This is a genomic window from Streptomyces sp. NPDC006339, assembly GCF_040612775.1.
Classification (GTDB): Bacteria; Actinomycetota; Actinomycetes; order Streptomycetales; family Streptomycetaceae; genus Streptomyces.
In genome coordinates, this window is the sequence record NZ_JBEXQW010000105.1 from 1 (window position 1) to 5,539 (window position 5,539).

A 5,539-nucleotide genomic window follows, 5' to 3' on the forward strand; every position below is an offset into this window, starting at 1 on the left:
AGCCCCGGTCTGGCGCGTGGCTGCGTCTACGGCCTGCTGCTCTCCGCCGTCCTGTGGGCGCTGATCGCCCTCACCATCACCGCCATCAGGAGCGCACTGTGATCGACACCGCGCAGGCCGGGGCTTCGGCCCCGGCCGCCGGCCCCGTCGTGGTCGGCGTCTTCGAGCCCGGCAGCCCCGAGTGGCACGCCGCCCGGGCCAACGGGATCGGCGGCTCCGAGATCGCCGCCGTCCTGGGCCTGTCTCCGTACGAGTCCCGGTTCTCGCTGTGGCACAGGAAGAAGGGGTTGGTCGCTCCGGTCGAGGAGACCGAGCAGATGTATTGGGGGAAGGTCGACGAACCCGGCATCTGCCAGCGGTTCGCCGACCTGCACCCCGACCTCGACGTCCGCCCGGCACCGACCTACGCCGCCGCCGGACGCCCGTGGCAGATCGCGAACCCGGACCGCCTCGTCGGCGACGAGCTGCTGGAGGCCAAGACCTCCCGCGACGACGAAGGATGGGGCGAGCCCGGCACCGACCAGATCCCCGTGCACTACCGCTGCCAGTGCCTCTGGTACCTCGACGTCACCGGCGCCCGCCGCTGCTGGATCGCGGTCCGGATCGCCGGGTGCGAGTACCGCGAGTACGTCGTCGACTACGACCCGGACGAGGCCCGCATCCTGCGCGAGGCCGGCGCCACGTTCATGGACGACCTGGCCCACGACGTCCGCCCGGACATCGACGGCCACACCGCCACCTACCAGGCGATCCGCGAGCTCCCCGACGGTCTCGACGACGTCGACGTGCCGATCACCGAGCAGCTCCGGGACCGCTTCCACGCCGCGCAGGACGCGTTCTGGCTGGCCGAGGACGAGCTGACCGCCTGCAAGGGCGAGTTGCTCGACGCGATCGGCACCGGCCGGCGCGCGGTCGTCGGCCGGGAGCGGGTCGCCACCCGCACGGTCCGCGACGGCCGCACCTACCAGCTCCTCCCCTCCCGCACCCGAAGGACCGCCCGATGACCGACATGCACTTGCGGCAGGTGACCACGGCCGAGTGGGGCCGTCAGGTCGGCCGCGCGGACCTCGTGGTCGGGCCGAGCGTCGGCGTCCGTGACGCGATCACGGGCGACTGGGACGCGGGGGTTCACATCGCGACCGGCGACCGGCTCACGGAGGACGTCCGCCAGGAGCTCATCAGCGAGCTGGTCAAGGCCGTCAGCACGACCGTTCACCGGGTCCTCGGCACCCGGGAAGTCCGCACCACCGTCCGTACCGAGCAGTCCGAGGAGACCGCCCGATGACCGAGCAGACCGTCACCAACGCCATCGCCGTCCGCGACCAGGGCCCCGGCGCCATGGTCGAGCACTACAAGAACGACCTCGCCCAGGTCATGCCGTCCCACGTCAAGCCCGACACCTTCGTCCGGCTCGCCGTCGGCGTCCTCCGCCGCGACCGCAACCTCGCCCAGGCCGCCCAGAACAACCCCGCCGCCCTCATGGGCGCCCTCATGGACGCCGCCCAGCTCGGCCTCACCCCCGGCACCGAGCAGTACTACCTCGTCCCCCGCAAGAAGGCCGGCCGCCTCGAAGTCCAAGGCATCCGCGGCTACCAGGGCGAGATCGAGCTCATCTACCGGGCCGGCGCCGTCTCCTCGGTCATCGTCGAGGTCGTCCGGCAGGCCGACACCTTCCGCTACTCCCCGGGCCGGGACGAGCGCCCGCACCACGAGATCGACTGGGACGCCGACGACCGCGGACCGCTCCGCCTCGTCTACGCGTACGCCGTGATGAAGGACGGCGCCACGTCAAAGGTCGTCGTCCTCAACCGGGCCCAGGTCATGCAGGCCAAGGCCATGTCGCAGGGCTCGGACTCCGCGTACTCCCCGTGGCAGAAGCACGAGGAAGCGATGTGGCTGAAGACCGCGGCGCACCGGCTGACGAAGTGGGTGCCGACGTCGGCGGAGTACATGCGGGAGCAGCTCCGCGCGCAGGCGGAGGTGGCGGCCGAGCAGCGGCCGGCGCCGACGATGCCGCTGCCGCAGCCGGTCGTCGAGCACGAGGACGAGGCGATCGAGGCCGAGTTCGTGGACGAGGTGGCGTGATGCGACTCCCCTTCATCTCCCGCCGCTACGCCCAGGCCGCTGTCGCCGCCGCCACGGCCGGCCTCCGCGCCGACCTCGAAGCCACCAAGGCCGAGCTCGCCGCCGAGCGAGCCGACCGCCGGAAGGCCGAGCACCGCGCCGCCCAGCTCGACCAGCGGCTCTACGAAATGCAGCTCGCCACCGAGCTCCACGACCAGCAGCTCCACGCCAAGGAGGCCGACTCGTGACCACCTCCACCGAGACCCCCGCGGCCGGGATGACCCGCCTCCCGGCCGCGGGCACCAAGTCCCTCCCCGACCACGGCACCCTTTCTCGCGGCAAGCACTTCAAGTGCCCCTGCAAGCCGTGCCGGAACGCGGTCAACTCCTACAAGCGCCGCGTGCACCGCCTCCAGGGCTACGGCACCTGGCAGCCCCTCGTCGACGCCGAGCCCGCACGCCAGCACCTCCTCGCCCTGAACGGGGCCGGCTTCTCCTACAAGGTCATCGCCGCGCACCTGGGCAAGGTCCCGTCGGTCGTGACCGGGATCGTGTACCAGCTCAGCCCCACCCGCGGCAGGAAGAAGCGCATCCGCCCCGAGTTCGCGGAGGCCATCCTCGCCGTTACGCCCGAGGTGCTGAGCCCGGTGTTCCTGCCCGCCGTGGGGACGATCCGCCGTCTGCAGGCGCTGGCCGCAGTGGGCTGGCCGCTGCTCCGCCTTGGCCCGTACATCGGCGTCAACCCGCGCAGCGTCTCCTACATCCTCCAGCAGGAGACCGTGCACCGCGACACCGCGAAGGCCGTGGCCGACTGCTACCAGCAGCTCCGAACGGAGAACCCGGCCGACCACGGCATTACGCCGGGCGCCTCCACGAAGGCCATGCGTCTGGCTGAGCGCCGTGGCTGGCCCGACCCGGTGTGGTGGGAGGACATGGGACACATCGACGACCCCGCCTTCGACCCGGCCGCCGCCGAACGGCCGCTGAACTTCCACGAGCAGGCCCGGCTCCGCGCCGAGGAGATCCTCCACCTTGCGTCGTACGGCGCCGGCCCGGACGAGATCGCCGAACGCCTCGGCCTCGGCCGCGACTACGTCGTCGCCCGCCTCCGCGACCTCCGCGAGGTGGCCGCATGAGCAGCGCCCTGCCCATGCCCGAGTTCTTCGTCGATGGGCTGTGCGCGCAGACCGACCCGGAGTCCTTCTTCCCGGAGAAGGGCGGGTCCGTCCGCGAGGCCAAGCAGGTCTGCATGGCCTGTGAGGTCCGCGTCCAGTGCCTGACCTGGGCCATCGACAACGACGAGCGCTTCGGCGTCTGGGGCGGCCTGTCCGAACGCGAGCGGACTCGCCTCCGCCGCCAGCGCGCCAACGCCGCCTGATCCACCGCACCACGACCGAGAGAAGGCACGATGCCCTGGTTCAAGATCGACGACGCTTCCCACAGCCACCCGAAGTTCGTGGCCGCGGGGAACGCGGCGATCGGACTGTTCGTGAGGTGCGGCGCCTACTCTGCCCAGCACCTTACCGAGGGCATCGTGCCCGGCGTCATCGCCCAGTTGTACGGCACCGCTCCCCAGGCCGCCAAGCTCGTCAAGGTCGGGCTCTGGCACGGCGCCGAACACACCTGCCCCCGCTGCCCGCAGCCGAACGCCGGCGACTACGTCGTCCACGACTTCTTCGAGGGCGGCCGGAACGCCACCCGCGCGCAGGTCGAGGCCAGCCGGAAGGGCGCCGCCGAACGGGCCGCGAAGAGCCGCGCCGCGAGAAAGCGCCCCGGAATCGACGACGAAACGAAGAACATTCACGATGCAATCGGCGACGATTCCGCGCCGAATCGAGACGGAAACGAACCCCACTTTTCCGGCTCCGCCGCAGGTCAGGGGCACCTGTCACACCGCACGGGCCTCCCAGGCGTCACGCCTGCCCAAGCCACATCCACGCCTAGCCAGGTACTTCCTTCGGAAGTACCTCCTCCCCCCACCCCCTCCGTGAACCACAGCGCCGAGGTGGTGCCCGCCAGCAGCGGACGAGGAGAGATCGAACCCCTCATCCAGGCCATGGAACACCGCGGCATGCGTGTCTCCTGGACCTTCAACAGCGAGCAGTGGACCACCCTCCTCGACACCGTCCGCCGCGTCGGAGTCGCCGCCCTCGTCGACCACGCCGAACGCGCCTGGAAGGCCGCCAAGTCCCAGCCCTACTCGGCCCGCTACTTCCTCGCCGGATGGGCCGGCCTCCAGGCCACCACCTACACCGGCCCGCGGCCCGTCACCGGACCGCCGTCGCCCGCCCAGTCCTACCTCACCGAAATGCAGCAGATCGCCGCCGAGCTCCGTGCCGCCGAAGGAGGCCAGCCGTGAAGCCCTCCGAAGTCCCCCAGCTCCTCGCCGAGATCGCCCTCGCCGACCCCCGCGTCCGCCGCACCGACCACATCGAACTCCGCGCCCAGATCGCCATGTGGGCCGGCATCCTCGCCGACGTCCCGTACGCCGACGCCGTCCGCTACGCCCACGAGCACTACACCAAGAGCACGTGGCCGATCCTCCCCGCCGACATCGCCACCCGATGGACCGCCGACGTCCACGACCGCCTCACCCGCCATACCGGCACGTTCGAGCCCACCGCCTACCCCCACCTCGACCCCGACGACGAAGCCGGCTACCGCGCCGCCCTCGCCGCCGAACGCCACGCCGTCGCCACCGGCCAGCAGCCCCCGAACGAGCTGAAGGCCATCACCTCCGGCCCCGCGGCCGCCGAAGTCCAGGCCCGCCTCGACCGGATGGGCACCTACATGCCGCCCACCGTCAAGGAGACGTTCGCCGCCTTCCGGCCCGAAGCCGTCGAACGCGAGCGCCTCATCCGGTCCGGCCTCGCCGACCCCCGCGCCGTCCCCTGCCCCTGGGACGCCTGCCGCGCCCCCTCAGGACAGCGCTGCCGCACCGGCGGCCGCGACCGCCGCGACTACCACCCCGCCCGCATCGAAGCCGCCCACAACCACGCCAGGAGCACCGCATGAACGTCATCGTCTGCCGTGCCCGCCGGTTCCCCATCCGCCGCATCCTCCGCTGCCCCACCTGCAAGACGCGCCGCCGGATGCTCGCACAGGACGAGGCCTGGTACGGCCTCAGCATGACCTGCTGCCACTGCGGCGACCGCTGGCAGGACGGCGAGCTCTACCCCCGCCCTCGCCAACGCGGCTGGCGCAAGGAAGCCGCCGCCAACGCCACCACCGCGTGGCTCGCCGCCGGACGGTACGACTCCGCCGCCCACCAAGCCTGGTTCAACGAGCAGATGGGATACGACCAGTGACCACCACCGCCCGCCTGACCGCCGCCCGCGCCCTCCTCGACACCCCGCCGGACACGGTCCTCCCCGGCCAGACCGCCATCCCCGACGCCGCCCTCGCCCTCCTCACCGCCGCCGAAGAAGACGCCACCACCCTCCACGAGAACGACCACCAGCGCGCCGAACGCGTCG

General features: G+C 71.9%; 8 protein-coding genes and 1 pseudogene. All 9 read left to right on the forward strand.

What is annotated here, in order from left to right:
• The first annotated feature begins 98 nt into the window (after positions 1-98).
• Positions 99-1,004: a lambda-exonuclease family protein gene (locus tag ABZ135_RS38510; protein WP_356703043.1), complete on the forward strand. Its 906-nt coding sequence runs from the start codon at positions 99-101 to the stop codon at positions 1,002-1,004.
• Positions 1,001-1,285: a hypothetical protein gene (locus ABZ135_RS38515; RefSeq protein ID WP_356703045.1), complete on the forward strand. Its 285-nt coding sequence runs from the start codon at positions 1,001-1,003 to the stop codon at positions 1,283-1,285. The genes ABZ135_RS38510 and ABZ135_RS38515 overlap by 4 nt, the downstream gene beginning before the upstream one ends.
• Complete coding sequence (locus tag ABZ135_RS38520; RefSeq protein WP_356703047.1) at positions 1,282-2,085, forward strand: recombinase RecT; 804 nt, start codon at positions 1,282-1,284, stop codon at positions 2,083-2,085. Before ABZ135_RS38515 ends, ABZ135_RS38520 begins: the two co-directional genes overlap by 4 nt.
• Entirely contained in the window at positions 2,085-2,312 is a 228-nt protein-coding gene (locus ABZ135_RS38525) for a hypothetical protein (protein WP_356703051.1), read from the forward strand. Before ABZ135_RS38520 ends, ABZ135_RS38525 begins: the two co-directional genes overlap by 1 nt.
• Positions 2,309-3,199: a hypothetical protein gene (locus ABZ135_RS38530; RefSeq protein ID WP_356703053.1), complete on the forward strand. Its 891-nt coding sequence runs from the start codon at positions 2,309-2,311 to the stop codon at positions 3,197-3,199. The genes ABZ135_RS38525 and ABZ135_RS38530 overlap by 4 nt, the downstream gene beginning before the upstream one ends.
• Before the next feature lie 38 nt (positions 3,200-3,237).
• A pseudogene (locus ABZ135_RS38535) lies at positions 3,238-3,441 on the forward strand (WhiB family transcriptional regulator); the annotation flags it as partial.
• 30 nt (positions 3,442-3,471) lie between these two features.
• Positions 3,472-4,422: a mucin-2 gene (locus ABZ135_RS38540; RefSeq protein ID WP_356703055.1), complete on the forward strand. Its 951-nt coding sequence runs from the start codon at positions 3,472-3,474 to the stop codon at positions 4,420-4,422.
• Entirely contained in the window at positions 4,419-5,078 is a 660-nt protein-coding gene (locus ABZ135_RS38545; protein ID WP_356703057.1) for a hypothetical protein, read from the forward strand. The genes ABZ135_RS38540 and ABZ135_RS38545 overlap by 4 nt, the downstream gene beginning before the upstream one ends.
• Positions 5,075-5,371 (forward strand): hypothetical protein, encoded by a 297-nt coding sequence (locus ABZ135_RS38550; protein ID WP_356703059.1) that lies wholly within the window; start codon positions 5,075-5,077, stop codon positions 5,369-5,371. The genes ABZ135_RS38545 and ABZ135_RS38550 overlap by 4 nt, the downstream gene beginning before the upstream one ends.
• Positions 5,372-5,539: the final 168 nt, after the last annotated feature.

What these genes read in the sequence shown, in the direction of transcription:
- ABZ135_RS38515 (WP_356703045.1), top strand. Translation starts at nt 1,001, where the DNA reads ATGACCGACATGCACTTGCGGCAGGTGACCACGGCCGAGTGGGGCCGT.
- ABZ135_RS38550 (WP_356703059.1), top strand. Translation starts at nt 5,075, where the DNA reads ATGAACGTCATCGTCTGCCGTGCCCGCCGGTTCCCCATCCGCCGCATC.
- ABZ135_RS38525 (WP_356703051.1), top strand. Translation starts at nt 2,085, where the DNA reads ATGCGACTCCCCTTCATCTCCCGCCGCTACGCCCAGGCCGCTGTCGCC.
- ABZ135_RS38540 (WP_356703055.1), top strand. Translation starts at nt 3,472, where the DNA reads ATGCCCTGGTTCAAGATCGACGACGCTTCCCACAGCCACCCGAAGTTC.
- ABZ135_RS38520 (WP_356703047.1), top strand. Translation starts at nt 1,282, where the DNA reads ATGACCGAGCAGACCGTCACCAACGCCATCGCCGTCCGCGACCAGGGC.